Here is a 22,738-nt window from a genome sequence, read left to right as displayed (position 1 = left end):
CCTTATCCGACCTACAGGAGTCTGTTCGTTGTAGGCCGGATAAACGCAGTCCCATCAGGCAATATTCAAATACTTGTGCGTTTGCATCGACAAGCGCCAGTTGCGTGCAATACAGGTATCAATACACAGGCGCGTGGCATCTTCCTTCTGACTGATTGGCTGTAAGGCAATGATTCGCGGTTTATCATCAGTCAACGTTGCCAACAGTTCATCCAACGCTTCAATATCGCGAACACGGCCAACCGGGTGCTTGATTTCATTGGCACGTTCCAGCGCCTGTGACAGCACGTCGTAGCCACCGCGCATATTCACCTTCGGCGATACTGTCACCCAGGTATTCGGCGTGCAGCGCACTTCATGTGTGCCACTGGTCTCAATCTGGCAACTGAAACCGTTCTTTTCCAGCAAATCAGTAAGTGGCATCAGGTCATGGATACAAGGTTCACCACCGGTGATCACCACATGACGGGCGGTATAGCCCTGACGCTGAATCACCGTCAGCAGATCTTCGCTGCTTGCCGCCCCCCACTTGTCACTTTCTTTAGTTTTCGCAAGGATGCTGTATAAGGAGACTTCCCGATCCTCAAGCTTATCCCAGGTGTGTTTGGTATCGCACCAGGCACAGCCAACCGGGCATCCCTGTAAACGAATGAAAATGGCGGGGACGCCGGTAAAGTAACCCTCACCTTGCAGGGTCTGGAACATCTCGTTAATCGGGTACTGCATAGTCTTCTCAATATGGGGATAAACGATAATTATCGCAGATCCCCACCAAAGTATCATGCCCGATCGTTGCTTTACGACGCGATTGCCGTGACAAAGCGTGCCGTTATTTGCTGTGGACGGGTGATAGCGCCCCCCACCACCACGGTGTATGCGCCCAATGCCAGGCATTGTGCGGCCCGTTCAGGGGTATCGACATTCCCCTCCGCCACCACCGGCAGAGTAACCGCAGCCAGCACCTCACGTAAAAAACCACAGTCATTATCCGCAAGCACATGCCCGACAGTCTCTGCCGTATAGCCATAAAGCGTTGTACCCACGCAGTCAAAACCCAGTCGTTCGGCAGTGACGGCTTCGTCGACGTTGGAGATATCCGCCATCAACAACACGGATGGGTAGCGTGCGCGGATCTGCACAACTAGCTCTTCCAGCGTTTGCCCACCGGGACGTGGGCGCGCAGTTGCATCAAGGGCGATAATCTCTGGCTCAACGACCATCAACTCATCCACCTCCTGCATGGTAGCGGTGATAAACACTTCGCTCCCCTGGTAATCGCGTTTGATGATCCCAATGATCGGCAGTGCGACGCTCTCTTTAATGGCGCGTATGTCCGCTACACTGTTTGCACGAATACCAGCCGCCCCACCCTGCGCTGCCGCCAGCGCCATACGTGACATGATAAACGGGCTGTGCAGAGGTTCATTTTCCAGCGCCTGGCAGGAGACAATTAACTTACCTTTCAGCGAATCTAATACAGTTTTCATTACGATAAGATCTCTTCAACTTCATTTTTGATAATGGTGACGTGCGGGCCATAGATCACCTGAACACCATTGCCACGAATAATCACACCACGCGCCCCGGTTGCTTTCAGCGCCGCTTCATTAACTTTGCTGCCATCTTTCACCGTCACGCGTAAACGCGTAGCACAACAATCCACCTCTTCCAGATTCTCTTTGCCCCCAAGTCCGGCGACCACGGCTGCTGCTCGTTCACTTTGAGGCAGTGTGTTTTCTACGGATGTTGCGTTCTCGCGGCCCGGCGTCAGCCAGCCAAAGCGATTTATCAAATAGCGGAAGGTGAAGTAATACAGGAAGAACCACGGCACACCCACCATAGGCACGTACATCCAGTTGGTTTTCGCTTCGCCCTGCAACACACCAAAGAGGATGAAATCGATAAGTCCACCCGAGAAGGTTTGACCGATGGTGATATGTAAAATATGAGCAATCATAAACGCCAGTCCATCGAAGAAAGCGTGAATGACATATAAGACAGGAGCCACAAACAGGAAGGAGAACTCAATCGGCTCAGTGATGCCGGTCAGGAAAGAGGTCAAGGCGGCTGACAGCAGCAGACCGGCGACAACTTTTTTGTTCTCTGACTTAGCGGTGTGATACATCGCCAGACATGCTCCGAGCAGGCCGAACATCATGGTGATGAAGCGCCCGGACATAAAGCGTGAGGTACCCACATAGAACTGCTGGGTGTTCGGATCGGCAAGCTGAGCAAAGAAAATACGCTGCGTGCCTTCGACCAGTTGGCCGTTAACGATTTCACTGCCACCAAGCGCCGTCGTCCAGAACGGCAGATAAAAGATATGATGTAAGCCCAATGGGCCAAGCATACGCAGAATAAAGCCGTACAGCAGCGTCCCCAGGTAACCTGTTGCATCCACAAGGCCACCCAGTCCAAAAATAAGTTTCTGGAAATGAGGCCAGACGACCGTCATAGCGGCACCCACGGCAATCGCCGCGAGCGAGCTAATAATCGGCACAAAGCGTGAGCCGCTAAAGAAACCCAGAAACTGTGGTAGCGAGACTTTATTAAAGCGACTGTGCAGCGCACAAGTGACCAGACCAATCACCACACCACCAAATACTCCCGTTTCCAGCGTCTGGATACCAAGCGTCATCCCCTGACCAACAGCCCCCGGGTTTTCATGCGCCAGCGTCCCGTTCAGGATCAGCAAGGCGTTGATGGTGGCATTCATCACCAGAAACGCCAACAGCGCTGCAAGCCCCGCCGTGCCTTTATCCGTTTTCGCCAGGCCTACCGCCACCCCAACGGCAAAGAGCACCGACAGGTTGGCAAACACAATGGAACCCGCGCTGGTCATGATAGTGAAGATAGCCTGCAACCAGTCGACATCTAAAAACGGATAGGCCGTCAGCGTATTAGGGTTCGATAATGCACCACCAATGCCCAACAGCAGTCCCGCAGCGGGCAAGATCGCAATCGGCAGCATGAACGATTTACCGAACCGCTGCGCCTTTTCAAACCACGCCCCAGAGGAAGCGCCGCTAAACATTTTCATCATTTTTCATTTCTCCTGATTGTTGATGAAAATTTTTATCATAATTAATTTAATAAATGAAAATTACCATCAAAAACCAGGAAGTCGATCATACTTTTTTAAAATGTCTGGCATCTCTCCCCAGCTTTCCGCCACACTATCGACAGAGAAACGTATTAAGGATTTTGCATGTCAGAAAATGAAAACCTGCTGCTGAGATTGCGCCAGGGTGTAGACGGATATAGCCGGACACAACAGAAGCTGGGTGAGTTTGTGCTGAGCGATCCGGCGAAAGTTGTCTATCTGACGATTACCGAGCTGGCTCGCGAAAGCGACACCAGCGAGGCAAGCGTCACGCGCCTGTGCCGCACGCTGGGATGTAAGGGATATAACGAATTTAAGATGGCGCTGGCACTTGATCTCCAGCACGGACAGCCCGTAGAACACAGCGGCGATGAGATTGACAACGTGGTCAATGAATCCGTTCAGGCGTTGCAGGACACAGCAAAATTACTCGACAGAACATTACTGGAAGCAGCAGCCCTCGCACTGCACCAGGCGCAGTCGGTACAGATTTATGGCGTGGCGGCCAGTGCGATTCTGGGGGAATATCTACATTATAAACTTTTGCGCCTTGGCAAGCCCGCACAACTGTTCAGCGACATGCATCGTGCCGCCATGAATGCCACAACGCTTTCCAAAAACTCGCTGGTGGTGGCAATTTCCAGTTCAGGTTCCACTCGCGATCTGCTGCATGTGGTTAAACTTGCGCGTACACACGGCGTCCCTGTACTGTCGCTGAGCAATACGCCGCGCAGTCCGCTGGCTTCTCTGAGTGATATCCAACTGGTTGCAGCCAAACCCGAAGGACCGCTGAGCGCCGGGGCGCTGAATGCAAAAGTGGGCGTAATGCTATTAATTGAATTGCTCACTACATCACTTATTGCGTTGGATGAACAGTACAGCGATGTCAGTCAGCAAACCGCCAGTGCGACTCTGCCACTGCTACTTTAAAGACATAAAAAAACCCGCCGAAGCGGGTTTTACGTTAAGAGCTAAAGAACAGGATTAAGCCTGGCCTTTGATCTCTTTACGACCGTTGTACGGCGCTTGCTCACCCAGAGCTTCTTCGATACGAATCAGCTGGTTGTATTTAGCAACGCGGTCAGAACGGCTCATAGAACCGGTTTTGATCTGGCCTGCAGCGGTACCAACAGCCAGGTCAGCGATGGTAGCGTCTTCAGTTTCGCCAGAACGGTGGGAGATGACAGCAGTGTAGCCAGCGTCTTTCGCCATTTTGATCGCAGCCAGAGTTTCGGTCAGAGAACCGATCTGGTTGAATTTGATCAGGATGGAGTTAACGATGCCTTTTTCGATGCCTTCTTTCAGGATCTTGGTGTTAGTTACGAACAGATCGTCACCAACCAGCTGGATTTTGTCGCCCAGAACTTTGGTCTGGTATGCGAAACCGTCCCAGTCAGACTCGTCCAGACCATCTTCGATGGACACGATCGGGTACTGTTTGGTCAGTTCTTCCAGGAAGTGAGTGAATTCTTCGGAGGTGAATGCTTTGTTGCCTTCGCCAGCCAGAACGTATTTACCGTCTTTGTAGAATTCAGATGCTGCGCAGTCCATCGCCAGGGTGATGTCTTTACCCAGCTCGTAACCAGCGGCTTTAACAGCTTCAGCGATTACAGCCAGAGCTTCAGCGTTGGAACCCAGGTTCGGCGCGTAGCCGCCTTCGTCGCCAACTGCAGTGTTCATGCCTTTCGCTTTCAGAACTTTAGCCAGGTTGTGGAACACTTCAGAACCCATACGTACGGCTTCTTTCAGAGTTTTTGCGCCAACCGGCTGAATCATGAATTCCTGGATGTCGACGTTGTTGTCAGCGTGCTCACCACCGTTGATGATGTTCATCATCGGAACCGGCATGGAGTATTTGCCCGGAGTACCGTTCAGTTCAGCGATATGTGCATACAGCGGCAGGCCTTTAGCAGCAGCTGCTGCTTTGGCGTTAGCCAGGGACACAGCCAGGATGGCGTTTGCACCGAAGTTAGATTTGTTTTCAGTACCGTCCAGATCGATCATGATCTTGTCGATGCCAGCCTGATCTTTAGCATCTTTACCCAGCAGAGCCTGAGCAATCGGGCCGTTAACCGCTGCAACAGCTTTGGTTACGCCTTTACCCATGAAACGGGATTTGTCGCCATCGCGCAGTTCCAGTGCTTCGCGGGAACCAGTAGAAGCACCTGACGGAGCTGCTGCCATACCAACGAAACCACCTTCCAGGTGTACTTCGGCTTCAACAGTCGGGTTACCACGGGAGTCGATGATTTCACGACCGATGATTTTAACGATTTTGGACATTAGATTTTCCTCAGTACAAGTTAAACTAAAACTCCAGACAAACAATGCACCCGTGTGGGTGCATTGCCGTTCTAACTTTTCTACTTCTTACTTCGCCTGACGCTTCTGATGCTCACTAGCGGCTTTCACAAAGCCTGCGAACAGCGGGTGTCCATCACGCGGCGTGGAAGTAAATTCCGGGTGGAACTGACAGGCCACGAACCACGGATGATTCGGTACCTCAATGATCTCGACCAACTGATCATCACCGGAACGGCCTGCAACACGCAGACCCGCAGCTTCAATTTGTTTCAACAGCATATTGTTGACTTCGTAGCGGTGACGATGGCGTTCAACAATTGTCGGCGTGCCGTACAGTTGACGTACCAGACTCTCGTCGTCCAACTGACACTGCTGCGCGCCAAGGCGCATAGTGCCACCCAGATCGCTCTTCTCGGAACGGACCTCGACGTTGCCGTCTTCATCACGCCATTCGGTAATCAGAGCCACCACCGGGTACTTACAGTCTGGCACAAATTCCGTAGAGTTGGCGTTGTCCATCCCCGCTACGTTACGTGCAAACTCAATCAACGCAACCTGCATACCCAGGCAAATGCCCAGATAAGGAATATTGTTCTCACGCGCAAAGCGCGCTGTCGCGATTTTACCTTCAACACCACGGTAGCCGAAGCCGCCAGGGATCAGGATTGCATCGAGACCTTTCAGGATCTCAACACCACGTGTTTCGACATCCTGCGAATCAATCAGCTTGATGTTAACGGTGACACGATTCTTCAAACCACCGTGCTTCAGCGCTTCGATCACTGACTTATAGGCATCCGGCAGTTCAATATACTTGCCAACCATACCGATAGTCACTTCACCTGCCGGATTAGCTTCTTCGTAGATAACCTGTTCCCATTCTGACAGATTTGCTTCCGGACAGTTCAAGCTGAATCGTTTACAAATATAATCGTCCAGCCCCTGAGATTTCAACAGGCCTGGAATTTTATAAATAGAATCGACATCTTTCATTGAAATAACGGCTTTTTCTGGCACATTACAGAACAATGCAATTTTTGCACGTTCGTTGGCCGGAACCGCGCGATCTGAACGACAGATCAGAATATCTGGCTGAATACCGATGGAAAGCAGTTCTTTTACGGAGTGCTGAGTCGGTTTAGTTTTGACTTCACCTGCCGCCGCCAAATAAGGAACCAGGGTCAGGTGCATGAACAGCGCGTGCTCACGACCAATATCCACCGCCAACTGACGAATCGCTTCCAGGAACGGCAGAGATTCGATATCACCGACCGTACCACCGATTTCAACCAGCACCACATCATGACCTTCGCCACCGGCAAGGACGCGCTCTTTAATCGCGTTAGTGATGTGTGGAATAACCTGTACGGTTGCGCCCAGATAGTCGCCACGGCGCTCTTTGCGCAGGACATCGGAGTAGATACGCCCGGTAGTGAAGTTATTGCGGCGAGTCATTTTGGTACGAATGAAACGCTCGTAGTGACCCAGGTCCAGGTCGGTTTCAGCGCCGTCTTCAGTAACGAACACTTCCCCGTGTTGGATTGGACTCATAGTACCTGGATCAACGTTGATATACGGATCCAGTTTCATCATGGTCACGTTGAGGCCACGTGCCTCAAGAATAGCTGCCAGGGAGGCTGCGGCAATGCCTTTACCCAGAGAGGATACGACCCCGCCGGTCACAAAAATATAGTTCGTTGTCATGCTGGACCTGAGAAGTTAGGGTGAAACGATGGAATAACCAAGACGGGAAAGTAGTATACCCGAACATGACGAGCGCCACAAACTTTCATTATTCCTCCTCTTCACCAGGCTCACATTAACATCGGGAGTGAGAAAATAGCCCCTTTGGGGTAAATGTTTTTGACGTAAATCAATCGCTTGTTATTTAAAAAATCACACAAATCGCCCTTGACCGACGAAATCCTTTAGAGATCAATTTCCTGGCGTTTTACCTGTTGCCAGACTTCTTCCATAGTTTCCAGATCAACTCCAGTCATTTCCAGACCTCGTTCAGCAACAATTCGTTCAACTTCACGAAAACGTCGTTCAAATTTCTCGTTGGCTTTTTGTAATGCAGTCTCTGCTTTAGTGCCTAAATGACGCGCCATATTGACCGTCGCAAACAGCAAATCCCCCATTTCCTCCTCCAGTTTAGCCTGGTCGACAACGGCCTGCTTCGCTTCGAACATCACTTCGTCGATCTCTTCGTAAACCTTATCTACAACCGGTCCTAGCGTCTTCCAGTCGAAACCAACATTTGAGCAACGTTTCTGGATTTTTTGCGCGCGCATTAATGCTGGTAAGCTGCGAGGAATATCATCAAGCGCGGAATGCTGCGCTTTCTCTGCACGCTCTTCGCTTTTTATTTGCTCCCAGCGGGTTAGTACCTCTGTACTGTTGCTGGCAGAAACATCGGCAAATACATGCGGATGACGACGCTCGAGCTTATCGCTGATAGCAGCACAGATATCATCAAAATTGAAACGTCCTTCTTCCTGCGCCATTTGGGCGTAAAACACCACCTGAAACAGCAGATCGCCCAGTTCTCCGCGCAGATCGTCGAAGTCTTCACGCGCAATGGCATCGAGAACTTCATAAGTTTCTTCGAGAGTGTAAGGGGCAATAGTGGCGAAAGTCTGCTCTTTATCCCACGGACAGCCGTTTTCCGGGTCGCGCAGGCGCTGCATAATACCGAGCAGTCGGTCGATTTGATTCATGTGAAGATCCTGAAAACGATTCAATAGACAGGCCGGATAAGACTTACGTCGCCATCCGGCGCTTTCATGATGCCTGATGGTGACGCCATTGCGTCTTATCAGGCCTACGAAGAAAAATTATCCACCGTGTAAACGACGCGCGTCGATCACATCGGGTACCTGATTGAGCTTGCCGAGTACGCGCCCGAGCACCTGCAGGTTATAAATTTCGATGGTCATATCGATAGTGGCAAGCTGCTGTTTAGTATCACTACGGCTGGCAACACCCAGCACGTTCACCTTCTCGTTAGCCAGAATGGTAGTGATATCGCGCAATAAGCCGCTACGATCGTTGGCCTGAACACGGACAACCAGCGAATACCCGGCAGAATAACTCTCGCCCCACACCGCGTCGACAATTCGTTCCGGCGCATGTGAGCGCAGCTCCACCAGTTGTTCGCAATCGGCCCGGTGTACGGAAATACCACGCCCCTGGGTGATAAATCCAACGATCTCATCGCCAGGGATCGGCTGGCAGCAGCGAGCGATGTGATGCATCAGGTTTCCAACCCCTTCAACCACGACTCGACCATCATCTTTACGACGGCTTTGCGGCGCATGCGTTTTCTGCTGAAGCTGTTTCAGCGCCGCCGCATCTTGTTCGGCTGCACTCGGCTTATTAAACTGCGATTGCAGGAAGTTCACCATCTGGTTGAGGCGGATATCTCCCCCACCAATCGCGGCCAGCAGTTCCTCAAGTTCGTTGAAGTTGTAACGCGGAAGCAGGTGTTTTTCAGCCTCTTTCAGACTAATGCCCAAATGCGCCAGTTCGTCATCGAGGATCTGTCTTCCGGCCAGAATATTCTTGTCCCTGTCTTGTTTACGGAACCAGGCATGAATTTTCGAGCGGCCACGACTGGTAGTCACATAACCCAGGTTAGGGTTCAGCCAGTCACGACTTGGGTTTGGCTGCTTCTGGGTGATAATTTCAATTTGATCACCCATTTGTAGCTGGTAGGTAAACGGCACGATGCGTCCACCAATTTTGGCACCAATACAACGGTGTCCCACATCACTGTGAATGTGATAGGCAAAATCAAGCGGCGTGGAGCCAGCGGGTAAGTCCACGACATCGCCTTTTGGCGTAAAGACATAAACCCGATCGTCAAAGACCTGGCTGCGCACTTCGTCCAGCATTTCGCCGGAATCCGCCATCTCTTCCTGCCAGGCGATCAGCTTACGTAGCCACGCAATCCGATCTTCATGACCGGAGCGAGCCGCACCTGACGCGGTGCCCTCTTTGTACTTCCAGTGCGCCGCGACGCCCAGCTCCGCATCTTCGTGCATCTGTTTGGTACGGATCTGGATTTCAATGGTTTTACCGCCTGGCCCCAGCACAACCGTATGGATTGACTGGTAACCGTTAGGTTTCGGATTCGCGACGTAGTCATCAAACTCATCAGGCAGATGGCGATAGTGGGTATGAACAATCCCGAGCGCGGCATAGCAGTCCTGCAGACGTTCCGCCACGATACGCACGGCGCGCACATCGAACAATTCATCAAAAGCCAACTGCTTTTTCTGCATTTTGCGCCAGATGCTGTAAATATGTTTCGGGCGACCGTACACTTCCGCTTTAACGCCTTCAATTTTCATTTCAGAGCGCAAATGTCCGACGAACTCATCAATGTAGTGTTCGCGATCGATGCGGCGCTCATGCAGCAATTTGGCAATGCGCTTGTATTCTTCCGGATGCAGATAGCGGAAGCAGTAATCTTCCAGCTCCCATTTTAACTGCCCGATCCCTAAACGGTTGGCCAGCGGAGCATAGATATTGGTGCACTCTTTTGCCGCCAGTACACGTTCATCTTCCGGTGCGTCTTTCACTTCACGCAGGTGCGCAATACGTTCTGCCAGTTTGATGACCACACAGCGGAAGTCGTCCACCATTGCCAACAACATGCGACGGACGTTATCGACCTGTTCTGATGAGACTGAGTCGGTATGCGTTGCTTTAAGCTGGCGGATCGCCGCCATATCGCGTACACCGTGGATAAGATTGACGATAGACGTGCCTACGCTTTCACGCAGAGTATCTTCGCTAACCACGCTGGCATCCGCCAGAGGAAACAGCATTGCAGCCCGCAGTGTGTCGATATCCATACTCAACATAGAGAGTATTTCCACCATTTCCACACCACGCCACAGCAACAGATCCGCATCCGGATGCCCCTGTGTTTGCTGCAGGCAGTACGCCCAGGTTTCGGCTAAGCGTTCACACGACTGCTGGCTGGAGATCCCGAGACTCGCGATCCATTTCTTTGGATCAAACTCACCAGCTTTATTTATATGTGCACTTCTTACCGCAACCATCGTCCTCTCCTTAAGGGGCCAGGCCTGTCGAAGTCGACAAGCCATACCCACTGTCTTTCAGGCTGCATTTTTGTTGGCTTCTGACAGACTCAATGCAACCCGAAATTCATCGGGTAAAATATTTATTACAAACGCTCAAACAGGACCATTGATTCCAGATGTCCAGTGTGCGGGAACATATCGAGCATCGCCAGTCGTTGAATGGCATATCCCGCGTTAAGCAACGCTTCGCTGTCACGAGCCAGCGTAGCAGGATTACAGGATACATAAACAACGCGACCAGGTTTTAATTTTATAATATGTTGCATCACGCCTGCAGCCCCCGCACGCGCAGGATCGAGAAGGACTTTATCGAACCCATTTTTCGCCCACGGCTGCCTGGTGACATCTTCCTCAAGGTTTTCATGAAAGAATGTCACATTGTGTAATCCATTATTCAGTGCATTTTCCCGGCCTTTTTCCACCAGCGCAGGCACACCTTCAACCCCCACCACACTTGCAGCTCGTGCAGCCAGCGGCAGCGTAAAATTCCCCATACCGCAGAACAGATCGAGCACGCGATCCTCAGGCTGCACATCCAGCCATTCCAGTGCCCGGGCCACCATTTGTTGGTTCACCCCTTCATTGACCTGGATAAAATCACGCGGGCTGAAGGTTAAACGTAGTCCATTTGAGTCGTACCAGGGCGATTCCCCTGAGATTGATTCAAGTATCTCGCTTTGTGGAGCCAGAAACAAAGACAGTCCCTGGGAATGCGAAAAGCATTCCAGTTTTTCTTTATCGGCTGCACTTAGTGGTGCCGTATGCCGCAAAATCATCAGGGTGCCGTTACCCGCCTGCACCAGTTCAACATGACCAAGATGCCGAAGCCCTTGCAAACTCTCCAGGCACGCCCTGATGTCGGGCAGCAGCGCCTCAAGTTGGGGCACCAAAACAGGGCATTGCTTCACATCGATAATGTCGCTGGAGCCGGATTGACGAAATCCCATCTGCAACTGCTGTTCTTTGGGTCGATAGTTCAGACTTAAACGCGCCCGACGACGATAACCCCACGGAGTGCCAGAAATGACTTCTGAAACCTCACATTTCATCAAACGTGACAGCGCCGCACTTTTACTTCGCTGCTGCAGATGAATGCTTGCATGCTGCTGCTGGCAGCCGCCACACACACCGAAATGTGGGCAACGTGGCACTTCACGATCCGAACTGTCGTTTAAGCGACGTTTGACTTGCGCTCGGGCAAACTGTTTTTTATCTTCGGTTATTACGACCTCGGCGCTTTCCTGGGGCAATAATTCCGGTATAAACAGGGCCTTCCCGTTATGGCGGGCTACGCCCTGACCAAAAGGATCGAGGTCATTGACAGTAACGGTTATGATCTGACGCGTCGTCACGCGTCGCTTTGCAGAGTAGAATTGCGCCATCGACGAGATATTTCTCTATTTAACAGTGTGACCCTAATTGTCCCATAACGGAACTCCATGACCAACTACAGCCTGCGCGCTCGCATGATGATTCTGATCCTGGCCCCGACCGTCCTGATTGGTTTGCTGCTAAGTATCTTTTTTGTTGTGCACCGCTATAACGACTTGCAGCGTCAACTGGAAGACGCGGGTGCCAGCATCATTGAGCCACTTGCTGTCTCCAGCGAATATGGCATGAACTTGCAAAATCGGGAATCCATCGGCCAGCTTATCAGCGTGCTGCACCGCCGCCATTCCGATATCGTGCGGGCAATTTCTGTCTATGACGAAAATAACCGATTGTTCGTCACATCAAACTTTCATCTCGATCCATCGGAAATGCAGCTTGCTACCGGCGAGCCGTTTCCCCGCAAGCTGAGCGTTACCCGGCTCGGGGATATCATGATCCTGCGTACCCCTATTATATCGGAAAGCTATTCTCCGGATGAATCTGCCATTAGCGATGCGAAAAATACGAAAAACATGCTGGGATACGTGGCACTTGAGTTAGACCTCAAATCAGTGCGGCTACAACAGTACAAAGAGATCTTCATCTCCAGCGTTATGATGCTGTTTTGTATTGGTATTGCGTTAATTTTCGGCTGGCGTCTGATGCGTGACGTCACCGGGCCTATCCGCAACATGGTGAATACCGTCGACCGTATACGAAGAGGGCAACTCGACAGCCGGGTAGAAGGATTCATGTTGGGTGAGCTGGATATGCTGAAGAATGGCATCAACTCAATGGCGATGTCTCTCGCCGCCTATCATGAAGAGATGCAGCACAACATTGATCAGGCCACCTCCGACCTGCGTGAAACACTGGAGCAGATGGAGATTCAGAACGTCGAACTGGATCTGGCGAAGAAGCGCGCCCAGGAAGCTGCGCGCATTAAATCTGAGTTTCTGGCAAACATGTCGCATGAACTGCGTACGCCGCTTAATGGCGTCATTGGTTTTACACGCCTGACGTTAAAAACTGAGTTAAACACCACGCAACGGGATCACCTGAATACGATTGAGCGCTCTGCCAACAATCTGTTGGCTATCATCAATGACGTTCTCGACTTCTCCAAACTGGAAGCAGGTAAGCTGATTCTGGAAAGTATCCCCTTTCCTCTGCGCAGTACGCTGGATGATGTCGTAACACTTCTGGCACACTCATCCCATGATAAAGGGCTTGAGCTGACGCTTAATATTAAGAATGATGTGCCAGACAATGTAATCGGCGATCCGCTGCGCTTACAGCAGGTCATTACCAATCTGGTCGGGAATGCCATCAAATTTACCGAGAGCGGTAATATCGACATTCTGGTCGAGAAACGCTCCCTCAGTAATACCAAGGTACAAATCGAAGTACAAATCCGCGATACCGGCATTGGTATTCCGGAACGAGATCAGTCCCGTCTGTTCCAGGCCTTCCGCCAGGCGGATGCCAGTATTTCACGACGCCACGGTGGCACCGGGCTGGGGCTGGTGATTACACAAAAACTGGTTAACGAAATGGGTGGGGATATTTCGTTCCATAGCCAGCCGAATCGCGGCTCCACTTTCTGGTTTCATATCAGTCTCGATCTCAATCCTAACGTTCTCAGTGAACGCTCACCAACCCGTTGCCTGGTCGGTAAACGGCTGGCCTACGTTGAACCCAATGCCACTGCAGCACAATGCACATTGGATATATTAAGTGAAACACCGCTGGAGGTGATTTACAGCCCGTCATTCTCCGCGCTGCCAGCGGATCATTACGATATTTTGCTACTCGGCGTACCCGTTACTTTCCGTGAACCGCTCACAATGCAGCATGAGCGACTGGCAAGCGCTGCAGCGATGTCAGATTTCCTGTTACTGGCGCTTCCTTGCCATGCGCAAATTAACGCGGAGAAATTAAAACAAGGCGGCGCTGCGGCGTGTCTTTTAAAACCACTTACCTCAACCCGCTTGCTGCCTGCACTCACGGAGTATTGTCATCTGAATCAAAGCGCAGAGCTGCTGCTGATGGATGAGAGTAAAATTGCCATGACCGTCATGGCTGTGGATGACAATCCGGCGAACCTCAAACTGATCGGCGCATTGCTGGAAGATAAGGTGCAGCACGTCGAACTGTGTGACAGCGGGCATCAGGCAGTAGATCGCGCCAAGCAGATGCAGTTTGATCTGATTCTGATGGATATTCAGATGCCGGATATGGACGGTATACGCGCTTGTGAACTGATCCATCAACTTCCTCATCAGCAACAGACGCCAGTTATTGCCGTAACGGCACACGCCATGGCAGGTCAAAAAGAGAAGCTACTCAGTGCCGGAATGAACGATTATCTGGCGAAGCCAATCGAAGAAGATAAGCTGCATAATCTGCTGTTACGCTACAAGCCCGGAGCAGTTGCGTTGACCCGGGCGATTGCCGTTGAACCCCTTGAGCCAGTCGTCAACCCGAACACCACGCTCGACTGGCAACTGGCATTAAGACAAGCCGCAGGGAAAAACGATCTGGCGCGCGATATGCTGCAAATGCTGATCGATTTCCTGCCTGAGGTTCGTAACAAAATTGAAGAACAACTGGTAGGTGAAAATCCCGAAGGCCTGGTGGATTTGATTCACAAACTGCACGGCAGCTGCGGCTATAGCGGCGTTCCCCGTATGAAGAATCTGTGCCAGCTCATTGAGCAGCAGTTGCGCAGTGGCACCAAAGAAGAAGATCTGGAACCTGAATTTTTAGAGCTTCTTGATGAAATGGATAACGTCGCGCGAGAAGCGAAGAAGATGTTGGGATAACGGTTTAACTACCCGGCGAGCTTAGTGCCGCCGGGTAAATCGCCGGATAGCGGCGTAAACACCTTATCCGGCCCAATAATTCAACGTAATTGTTGCCCTACTTTAAGCGTTGCAGCCACATTTCGCGCCGTCATCCGTACATTTTCGCTCGCATTATCCAGCGCCTCGTCCAGCGTACAAATGGTAAAAATCACGCTAAAAACAGCATCGATACCATGCTCATGCACCACACCAACATCCGGTGTCAGACTACCCGCAATACCAATGACGGGCTTATTGTAACGCTTTGCAACGTTTGCCACACCGACCGGCACTTTGCCATGAATCGTCTGGCTGTCGATACGCCCTTCGCCGGTCACCACTAAATCCGCATCTGCGACGCAGTCATCAAGGTGTAACGCATCGGTTACGATCTCTATGCCACAACGTAACTGAGCGCCACAAAACGCATACAGCGCAGCCCCCATGCCACCGGCAGCGCCGCCGCCAGCCAGCTCGAGCACCTCAACATTCAGATCGCGGTCAATCAAATGCGCATAGTGCGTTAGCGCCTGATCCAAACGCGCAATCACTTCGGGTGTAGCCCCTTTTTGCGGACCAAATACCGCAGAGGCCCCCTCTTTACCAGTAAGCGGGTTGGTCACATCACATGCCACTTCGATGCGACACTCGGCAAGACGTGCGTCTAACTGAGAGATATCAATCCTGGCGAGCGCTTCCAGGCCCATACCGCCCTGTGCAATGTCGTTATTCTGCTCATCCAGTAATCTTGCCCCCAGTGCCTGCACCATACCGGCACCACCATCGTTTGTTGCACTACCACCAATCCCGATGATGATATGCTCAACCCCCGCATCCAGCGCATGACGTATCAGCTCTCCGGTACCCCAGGAGGTCGTTTTTAGCGGGTCACGTGAACCCGGTGGCACCAGCTCCAGCCCACTGGCTGCTGCCATCTCAATAAACGCGGAACGTGCATCCCCCGATAAGCCATAAAATGCCTGAACATTGCTTCCCAGAGGACCAGTAACATCAACATGAACAAGGCGACCTGCCGTTGCAGCAACCATTGCTTCAACCGTTCCCTCGCCACCATCAGCAAGCGGGATCTTTACGTAATCAGCATCAGGCCAAATTTCACGAAACCCCTGCTCAATGGCAGTTGCCACCTCAAGCGCACTCAAACTTTCCTTATAGGAGTCCGGTGCGATCACTATTTTCATAAAGCATCCTTACGCATGTTGACGGTGTTAAGCATACAACAGGAGAAGTGCCGGTTCCTGTCAGAACCGGCATAACGCTTAGCGCACCATGCATGGGCGTTTATTATCAAAGGTCCAGTTCGGGATCAGATACTGCATTCCCATCGCATCGTCACGCGCCCCCAGTCCATGTTTCTGGTACAGTTCGTGCGCTTTCATTACTTGATCCATATCGAGTTCCACGCCCAGCCCCGGTTTCGCAGGTACCTGCACCATGCCACCTTTAATTTCAAACGGCTCTTTGGTCAGACGCTGGTTGCCTTCCTGCCAGATCCAGTGGGTGTCGATAGCCGTAATTTTACCCGGTGCCGCCGCTGCTACATGAGTAAACATCGCCAGCGAAATATCAAAGTGGTTATTGGAGTGAGAGCCCCATGTCAGGCCAAACTCATGGCACATCTGCGCCACGCGTACGGAACCCTGCATAGTCCAAAAATGCGGATCCGCCAGCGGAATATCAACGGATTGCAGAGACAGCGTATGCCCCATTTGACGCCAGTCGGTCGCGATCATATTGGTCGCCGTCGGCAGTCCGGTAGCGCGACGGAATTCTGCCATCACTTCACGCCCGGAGAAGCCCTGCTCTGCCCCACACGGATCTTCGGCATAGGCCAGCGAGCCTTTCAAGTATTTACCGATTTTGATCGCTTCATTGAGCGACCAGGCACCGTTTGGATCCAGCGTCACGCGCGCCTGTGGGAAGCGTTTTGCCAACGCAACAATAGATTCAGCCTCTTCTTCCCCTGCCAGCACACCGCCTTTCAGTTTGAAGTCATTGAAACCATATTTTTCATACGCCGCTTCTGCCAGTCTTACCACTGCATCCGGAGTCATCGCCTCTTCATGACGCAGACGATACCAGTCACATTGCTCATCCTGCTGGCTCTGATACGGCAACGGCGTCGCTTTACGGTTGCCAACAAAGAACAGATAACCAAGCATTTCGACTTCGCTACGCTGCTGACCATCGCCCAGCAAAGAGGCCACGTTTACCCCCAGATGCTGACCCAGCAGATCCAGCATTGCTGCTTCGATCCCGGTAACAACGTGAATAGTGGTACGTAGATCGAAGGTCTGCAAACCACGCCCACCGGCATCGCGATCGGCAAATGTATTGCGTACGGCATTCAGCACATTTTTATATTCGCCAAGCGCTTTGCCGACTACCAGCGGGATCGCATCTTCCAGGGTTTTGCGAATTTTCTCGCCGCCGGGAATTTCACCGACGCCAGTATGACCGGAGTTATCTTTGATAATCACAATATTACGCGTGAAGAATGGGGCATGCGCGCCGCTCAGATTCATCAGCATGCTGTCGTGACCCGCAACCGGAATAACCTGCATAGCGGTAACGACTGGGGTAGTAAATTGTGTACTCATCATTGTGTCCTTATTCAAAATCAGTGACGGCCGAAAACGGGACGTTTACGGTCAAAAGTCCATCCGGGGATCAAATACTGCATCGGGCCTGCGTCATTACGCGCGCCACCGGGCAACGCCTTATACGCTTCATGTGCTTTTTGTACCTGATCCCAGTCCAGTTCCACACCCAGTCCGGGGGCGTCCGGAACAGCAATTTTTCCGTTCTTAATTTCCAGTGGATTTTTCGTCAGGCGGCAATCACCCTCCTGCCAGATCCAGTGCGTGTCGATAGCCGTCGGATTGCCCGGTGCAGCAGCACCAACATGGGTAAACATCGCCAGCGATATATCGAAGTGGTTATTCGAGTGGCAACCCCAGGTCAGGCCCCAGTCATCGCACAACTGTGCCACGCGCACCGCGCCAGAAAGCGTCCAGAAGTGCGGATCGGCCAGCGGAATATCCACAGAGTTGAGCATCACTGCATGACCCATTTCACGCCAGTTGGTGGCGATCATATTAGTCGCGACAGGCAGTCCCGTCGCACGACGGAACTCCGCCATCACTTCGCGACCAGAGAACCCTTGTTCCGCACCACATGGGTCTTCCGCGTAGGTCAGAACATCATTCAACCCTTTACACAGCGAGATAGCTTCATCCAGTAGCCAGGCACCGTTGGGATCGACCGTAATACGTGCGTCTGGGAAGCGTTTTTTCAGCGCACGTGCGGTTTCAATTTCCTGCTCACCTGGCAGCACACCGCCTTTGAGTTTGAAATCTTTAAAACCGTAGCGATCCTGCGACGCTTCTGCCAGACGTACTACCGCATCGCTGTTCATCGCTTGCTGGTGGCGCAGGTGATACCATTCATGATTACCCGGAGTACTTTCCAGATACGGTAAATCGGTCTTTGTGCGATCGCCGACATAGAACAAATAGCCAAGTACGGTCACCGCGTCGCGCTGTTTACCCGGCCCTAACAGTTCGCAGACCGGTACATTGAGCGCTTTGCCCAGCAGATCCAACAGCGCAGCTTCCAGCGCCGCCACCGCGTTGACTCGCAGCTCAAAGGTCCAGGCGCCTTTACCAAAGGTGTCAAAGTCAGCCGCCTGATTTCCTTTATGTACCTGCTGGACCACTTTATTCAGCCGGGCGACCTCCTTGCCCAATACCATCGGGATGGCGTCTACCAGCGTCTGATAAATCACTTCCCCGCCCGGCGCTTCACCGACGCCGGTATTCCCAGCGTTGTCGGTGAGAACGACGATGTTGCGGGTAAAATATGCGTTGTGCGCGCCGCCAATATTAAGCAGCATGCTGTCATGCCCGGCCAACGGGATGACCTTCATGTCGGTAATTACGGGACTCGATTGTGTTGTCATGATCATTGCCCTGCTACAGGTTTCAGTTCGATACGCTTAATATCGCCCACCAGCACCAGATAGCTCAGTACGGCAATCAGCGCGTGAACACCCACGTAAATCAATGCGCCGTTGAACGAGCCAGTGGTGCCAACGATGTAGCCGATGGCAATCGGCGTCACGATGCCGGAGATGTTACCGAACATATTGAACAGGCCACCGCTCAGGCCGCTGATCTCTTTTGGTGCGGTATCAGCCATCACCGCCCAACCCAGCGCCCCAATACCTTTGCCAAAGAAGGCCAGTGCCATAAAGCCGATGATCATCCATTCAACGTTGACGTAGTTACAGAACACCATCACCATCGATAACAGCATCCCCATAACAATTGGCGTTTTACGGGCGATATTCAGCGAACCAGTACGGCGCATCAGCCAGTCGGAAATAATGCCGCCGAGCACGCCACCAGCGAAGCCGCAAATCGCCGGCACCGAGGCGACAAACCCCGCTTTCAGAATCGACATGCCGCGTGCCTGCACCAAATAAACCGGGAACCAGGTAATGAAAAAGTAGGTCAGGGCGTTAATACAGTACTGACCGATATAGATACCTACCATCATACGAGAGCCAATCAGTTGCTTAATTTGCCCCCACTTCACGCTGAACGGAACTTTGGCTTTGGCTGCGGCCTGATCCATGTTGATCAGCGCGCCACCTGCGGCAATATACTCAAGCTCTTTTTGGTTCACGCCAGGATGCTGGTTCGGTTCGTGGATAACCTTCAACCAGATAAAGCTAATCACGATCCCGAGGCCCCCCATAAAGAAGAACACGTGTGACCAACCCACTTCATGAGTCAGCCAGCCCATAATCGGAGCGAAGATAACGGTGGCAAAGTACTGTGCAGAGTTGAAGATAGCGACCGCCGTTCCCCTTTCCTGTGCCGGGAACCAGGCCGCGACGATTCGACTGTTACCGGGGAATGAAGGCGCTTCAGCGAGACCAACCAGGAATCGCAGAGTGAACAGCGCAACGATGATGCCGAAGCCGCTAAAGATGTCGACGAAGCCCTGCAACAGGGTAAACATGGACCAGATAAAGATGGACCAGAAATAGACACGTTTTGAACCGAAGCGGTCGAGCAGCCAGCCGCCTGGGATCTGGCCGATAACATAAGCCCATGAGAAGGCAGAGAAAACATATCCCATGCCAACCGCATCCAGGCCAATGTCTTTGGCCATTTCTGAACCAGCAATCGATAAGGTAGCGCGATCGCCGTAGTTGAAGGATGTGACGATAAACAGCATCACCACTATCCAGTAGCGAGCATTTGTGCGTTTTTCCGCACTGCTCGCTGCCTGACTTAATGAACTCATTGTTGCACTCCTGAATTTTCGTGTTAGCCACGCTCACTCTGAACTGCACAACCGGTAGGGAATCAGAGGTGACGTTTCATATATATGCAGCTTTTTATGAGGTCGTTCGCCTTGCATGCTGCGTTTTTATTTACTGGCATAAGCAGTATAAAAAGCGTCCCGCGCGCTCTCACCGTGCAACAACACAACATTTTGGCAGCGTATCACGTATGTTTGTGGCAAAAGCCCAGGGTACTGGAAGCAACTTCACGGAAATGAAATCCGATGGGTTGAAAAGGAGAATGTCAGGCGTGAAAAGAGAGGAGTGTGAAACAGGTCGCTTGACCCTATGAAAACGCCAGTAAAACCCCTTTCAAATGAAAGGCTTTTACTGGCATTTGCCCGAAGCTAACACGATTCAGTTTTATTAGGATAGAAACGGGTCGTTCTTTTGCTTGCTGGCACAGGCAAGGCACCCTCCCGGTAGGGGGAGGGTGAACCTTAAGACAGGAGGGTTCCCCAGTTTTCTACCCAGGGATTGGATTCACTTTCCGGCTCAGGGTGCTCACTGGCATCAATCAGCAGCATCTCACCCACGCGCTGGGCACTCTGCTCCTGTAGCAAAGCGTCAAACTGTTTTCCGCCATTGCAGAAATTAACGTAGCTACTGTCACCCAGTGCAATCACGCCGTAACGCAGATTTGGCTGGAAACCAAGATTATCTTTAATCCCCTGAAAAAGCGGCACAATGCTGTCGGGAAGATCCCCTTGTCCGGTTGTTGAGGTTACTACCAGCACATATTTTTCCTGATACGCCTGCCAGTCAGTCAGCTCAGGATCTTCAAACACCGTGGCTTTATGACCCTGTGCAGTAAGGATCGCTTCGGCCTCTTCGGCTACCAGCAGCGCGTTTCCGTACATCGTGCCGACAAAAATACCAATTTCCGCCATACCCTTTGTCTCCCTGAATTAAGAATCTATCTGCTCATCCTGACCCGACGGCTCGCTTAACTCAACCCTTTCATTCTCAGGGAGAAGTCCACGCCAGCCAAACTGTGATAACGCCTGCATCCAGACCTCGTCAAGTCCGGCGCGAATAACCAGCGGCTCCCCGGTAAACGGATGAATAAGTTCAAGCTGGCTGGCATGCAGCATTAATCGCTGGCAACCGAAATGCTCTGCAGCACTGCGATTTTGCCGCAAATCTCCATGCTTACTGTCGCCAATTATAGGATGGCGCAAGTGAGCAAGATGGCGTCTGAGTTGATGCTTACGCCCTGTTTGAGGATCAAGCTCCACCAGCCCGTATCGGGTTGTCGGATAGCGCCCGGTTGCCACCGGCATTTCAACCGTCGCCAGACCTCGATAATGTGTGACCGCTGGCTGCGGCTCTTTGTCCACGCGGGCAAATTTATCGGCGATTTTATCCAACTCCTCCACCAGTGGATAATCCAGCACCGCATCATCCATCAGCCAGCCGCGCACAATCGCATGGTAACGTTTCTGGATTTGATGCTGCTCAAACTGCTGCGACAACAGACGCCCGGCTTCACTGGATAACCCCATCAGCAGCACACCAGATGTCGGTCTGTCGAGGCGATGAACGGTAAAAACATGCTGACCAATCTGGTCGCGCACCGTTTGCATCACCACCACTTTCTCGTCACGGTCGAGCCAACTACGGTGGACCAGCCAGCCAGAAGGTTTATTTACAGCAACCAGCCATTCATCCTGATAGAGTATTTCCAGCATCAGATGTTATCGCTTGTAAACAGCGCATCCAGATCCTGCAATGCCATCAGAATAACCTCACGCTGCGGATGATCGGCTGCCAGCGCCATTTCGTAATACGGCGAGATGGCAAATGCCTCCGGAAGCGGCTGAGCATTATCCAGCAGGGCATGCATGCGGGGAATCAACACCCATTGCAGCCATTCAACTGGTTCCATGGTATCCATACAAAAAGGCTGCGTGCTGGTAAACAGATGCTCCTCTGGCTCATCCATCCGCCAGTGATTATGTTCACGCAGCAACGCTTCTAGCGCATGTAACTGCTCGCGCACACGGTCATGAGTCGTCATGAAATTAACCTCAATGATGAAAAATCTGGCGCGAAGAATAGCACTTGTGAGAAGGAAATAAAAAAAGGGAGCACTGTAAAAACAGTGCTCCCGGTTCGTTTCGCAGCATTCCAGCTACTTTTAGTGCTCCCTGCTCATCCGTGACAACTTTTCCTGTGGTCTTTCGACCTGTTCGTCCTGAACGTTTGCATCCTGCTCACACCACCCCGATGTGAAAACTTCATCCTGAAGTGTCCCTGGCCATCCTGACCCACCGGCTATCCTGACCGGCTCTCGTTCTCCTTCCTGGAGGTGTCCTTTAACGCATCCAGCGTTTTCCTCTTTGCTTCATCCTGAAGCCTGTCCTTGCAACACCATCCTGGTGTGTCCTGCAGAAGTGTCATCATCCTGATGTTCACTTCGTTGTGCGACTCCTTGTCGACAGAGATAGAATCGCCTGTTTCGCCTTATCTTACAAGACACTTACAGACAACCCCTTAAGCTTTTTTTCATATGAAAGCGGGTAGTAAGATAGTAATACGTTGATTTACATAAAATTAGTGTTAAATGGAACAACTAAACCTTTACTTATTACCTGGCAATCTCCTACAGGGTTTGTAAGAG

Annotated in this window: 17 protein-coding genes; 2 read left to right on the top strand and 15 right to left on the bottom strand. The window is 51.8% G+C overall.

Annotated elements, in window-relative coordinates; translation table 11 throughout:
* Positions 1 to 54: 54 nt before the first annotated feature.
* The 3 genes from queE to OGX98_RS14815 all read right to left on the bottom strand — a co-directional run bounded on the left by queE (position 55) and on the right by OGX98_RS14815 (position 3,043).
* The gene (queE, locus tag OGX98_RS14825) at positions 55 to 726 is read right to left on the bottom strand and encodes a 7-carboxy-7-deazaguanine synthase QueE (RefSeq protein ID WP_045446849.1); all 672 of its coding nucleotides are present in this window, start codon (positions 724 to 726) and stop codon (positions 55 to 57) included.
* 71 nt (positions 727 to 797) lie between these two features.
* Positions 798 to 1,487 carry an N-acetylmannosamine-6-phosphate 2-epimerase gene (locus OGX98_RS14820; RefSeq protein ID WP_284096928.1) on the bottom strand — a complete coding sequence of 230 codons (690 nt, stop codon included), beginning with the start codon at positions 1,485 to 1,487 and terminating at the stop codon, positions 798 to 800.
* Positions 1,487 to 3,043 (bottom strand): PTS transporter subunit EIIC, encoded by a 1,557-nt coding sequence (locus OGX98_RS14815; RefSeq protein ID WP_045446856.1) that lies wholly within the window; start codon positions 3,041 to 3,043, stop codon positions 1,487 to 1,489. The genes OGX98_RS14820 and OGX98_RS14815 overlap by 1 nt, the downstream gene beginning before the upstream one ends.
* 165 nt (positions 3,044 to 3,208) lie before the next feature.
* On the opposite strand from OGX98_RS14815, the gene OGX98_RS14810 reads away from it, so the two are divergent.
* Positions 3,209 to 4,033, top strand: coding sequence for a MurR/RpiR family transcriptional regulator (locus OGX98_RS14810; RefSeq protein ID WP_045446859.1), 825 nt, complete (start codon positions 3,209 to 3,211; stop codon positions 4,031 to 4,033).
* A gap of 54 nt (positions 4,034 to 4,087) precedes the next feature.
* Here the strand turns inward: OGX98_RS14810 and eno are convergent, their stop codons facing one another.
* From eno to rlmD, 5 genes are all read right to left on the bottom strand, one after another.
* Positions 4,088 to 5,386, bottom strand: a complete 1,299-nt coding sequence (gene eno, locus OGX98_RS14805) for a phosphopyruvate hydratase (RefSeq protein WP_045446862.1) — start codon at positions 5,384 to 5,386, stop codon at positions 4,088 to 4,090.
* Between the two features lie 87 nt (positions 5,387 to 5,473).
* Entirely contained in the window at positions 5,474 to 7,111 is a 1,638-nt protein-coding gene (gene pyrG, locus OGX98_RS14800; protein WP_045446865.1) for a glutamine hydrolyzing CTP synthase, read from the bottom strand.
* Between the two features lie 224 nt (positions 7,112 to 7,335).
* The gene (gene mazG / locus OGX98_RS14795) at positions 7,336 to 8,127 is read right to left on the bottom strand and encodes a nucleoside triphosphate pyrophosphohydrolase (protein ID WP_048220657.1); all 792 of its coding nucleotides are present in this window, start codon (positions 8,125 to 8,127) and stop codon (positions 7,336 to 7,338) included.
* A gap of 117 nt (positions 8,128 to 8,244) precedes the next feature.
* Entirely contained in the window at positions 8,245 to 10,479 is a 2,235-nt protein-coding gene (relA, locus tag OGX98_RS14790; protein WP_045446871.1) for a GTP diphosphokinase, read from the bottom strand.
* A gap of 125 nt (positions 10,480 to 10,604) precedes the next feature.
* Positions 10,605 to 11,903: a 23S rRNA (uracil(1939)-C(5))-methyltransferase RlmD gene (gene rlmD / locus OGX98_RS14785; RefSeq protein WP_200009913.1), complete on the bottom strand. Its 1,299-nt coding sequence runs from the start codon at positions 11,901 to 11,903 to the stop codon at positions 10,605 to 10,607.
* 57 nt (positions 11,904 to 11,960) lie between these two features.
* Here rlmD and barA point away from each other — a divergent pair, with 57 nt between their 5' ends.
* Positions 11,961 to 14,717, top strand: a complete 2,757-nt coding sequence (barA, locus tag OGX98_RS14780; RefSeq protein ID WP_045446877.1) for a two-component sensor histidine kinase BarA — start codon at positions 11,961 to 11,963, stop codon at positions 14,715 to 14,717.
* An 80-nt stretch (positions 14,718 to 14,797) separates the two neighbouring features.
* On the opposite strand, the gene OGX98_RS14775 is transcribed toward barA, so the two are convergent.
* The 7 genes from OGX98_RS14775 to OGX98_RS14745 all read right to left on the bottom strand — a co-directional run bounded on the left by OGX98_RS14775 (position 14,798) and on the right by OGX98_RS14745 (position 22,135).
* Complete coding sequence (locus OGX98_RS14775; protein ID WP_045446880.1) at positions 14,798 to 15,940, bottom strand: glycerate kinase; 1,143 nt, start codon at positions 15,938 to 15,940, stop codon at positions 14,798 to 14,800.
* A gap of 78 nt (positions 15,941 to 16,018) precedes the next feature.
* On the bottom strand, positions 16,019 to 17,359 hold the full coding sequence (gene gudD, locus OGX98_RS14770; RefSeq protein ID WP_045446883.1) for a glucarate dehydratase: 1,341 nt from the start codon (positions 17,357 to 17,359) through the stop codon (positions 16,019 to 16,021).
* A 20-nt stretch (positions 17,360 to 17,379) separates the two neighbouring features.
* On the bottom strand, positions 17,380 to 18,720 hold the full coding sequence (locus OGX98_RS14765; RefSeq protein ID WP_286595466.1) for an enolase C-terminal domain-like protein: 1,341 nt from the start codon (positions 18,718 to 18,720) through the stop codon (positions 17,380 to 17,382).
* Between the two features lie 2 nt (positions 18,721 to 18,722).
* Positions 18,723 to 20,075 carry a galactarate/glucarate/glycerate transporter GudP gene (gene gudP / locus OGX98_RS14760; RefSeq protein WP_045446889.1) on the bottom strand — a complete coding sequence of 451 codons (1,353 nt, stop codon included), beginning with the start codon at positions 20,073 to 20,075 and terminating at the stop codon, positions 18,723 to 18,725.
* Between the two features lie 480 nt (positions 20,076 to 20,555).
* On the bottom strand, positions 20,556 to 21,005 hold the full coding sequence (locus tag OGX98_RS14755) for a flavodoxin (protein ID WP_045446892.1): 450 nt from the start codon (positions 21,003 to 21,005) through the stop codon (positions 20,556 to 20,558).
* Positions 21,006 to 21,023: 18 nt separating this feature from the next.
* A complete protein-coding gene (gene truC, locus OGX98_RS14750; RefSeq protein WP_045446895.1) occupies positions 21,024 to 21,806 on the bottom strand; it encodes a tRNA pseudouridine(65) synthase TruC in 783 nt (260 codons plus the stop codon).
* On the bottom strand, positions 21,806 to 22,135 hold the full coding sequence (locus tag OGX98_RS14745; RefSeq protein WP_045446898.1) for a YqcC family protein: 330 nt from the start codon (positions 22,133 to 22,135) through the stop codon (positions 21,806 to 21,808). Before OGX98_RS14745 ends, truC begins: the two co-directional genes overlap by 1 nt.
* Positions 22,136 to 22,738 lie beyond the last annotated feature (603 nt).

Source organism: Citrobacter sp. Cm046, from assembly GCF_030333065.1.
In the GTDB taxonomy this organism is placed as follows: domain Bacteria; phylum Pseudomonadota; class Gammaproteobacteria; order Enterobacterales; family Enterobacteriaceae; genus Citrobacter; species Citrobacter murliniae.
The sequence above is the reverse complement of the archived record's forward strand: the minus strand, read 5'-3'. Positions and strand labels throughout refer to the sequence as shown.